Annotated in this window: 1 pseudogene; it reads right to left on the minus strand. The window is 64.6% G+C overall.

What is annotated here, in order from left to right:
• Nucleotides 1-7 precede the first annotated feature (7 nt).
• A pseudogene (locus NAM01S_RS33655) lies at nucleotides 8-697 on the minus strand (IS30 family transposase); the annotation flags it as partial.

Consider the following 697-nt stretch of genomic DNA (forward strand, 5'->3'; position numbering starts at 1 on the left):
GGCGGATTCACGTGGTCGATGCAACAGCTGATTCGGTGAGTATGTCATTGAGGATGTGGGCGGGGGTGCGGAAGCCGTGGCGTTTGCGGGGTCGGGTGTTGAGTTGGGCGGCGACGTAGTCGAGGTAGTCGGCGGGGAAGATCGAGAGGTCGGTGCCTTTGGGGAAGTATTGGCGCAGAAGGCCGTTGGTGTTTTCGTTGCTGCCGCGCTGCCAGGGTGAGTGGGGGTCGCAGAAGTAGATGTCCAGGCCGGTGGCCATGGTGATGCGGGCGTGGTGGGCCATTTCGCTGCCTTGGTCCCAGGTCAGGGTGCGCGCAGGAACCCTGGCAGGGTGTTCATCGTGGCGACGGCGGCATCGGCGACCGATTCGGCGGTGTGATCGGTAGGTAGGTGCAGCAGCATGAGGAATCCGGAGCGGCGTTCGACCAGGGTGCCGATCGCCGAGGCATTGTCTTTGCCGAGGATCAGATCACCTTCCCAATGCCCGGGCACGGCGCGGTCTTCGGCCTCGGCGCGACGTTCGCTGATGTTGACCATGCCGGGGATCCGTCGGCGGCTGCGTCGTTCGAGGCTGCGGTTCGGTTTGCGCATGGCCCGCCCGGTGCGCAGGCACGAAACCAACTCACGGCGCAGCCCACCACGTCCTTGCAGGTAGAGTGCCTGATAGATCGCTTCGTGGGACACCTGCATCTCCGGA

The organism is Nocardia amikacinitolerans NBRC 108937 (genome assembly GCF_001612615.1).
Classification (GTDB): Bacteria; Actinomycetota; Actinomycetes; order Mycobacteriales; family Mycobacteriaceae; genus Nocardia; species Nocardia amikacinitolerans.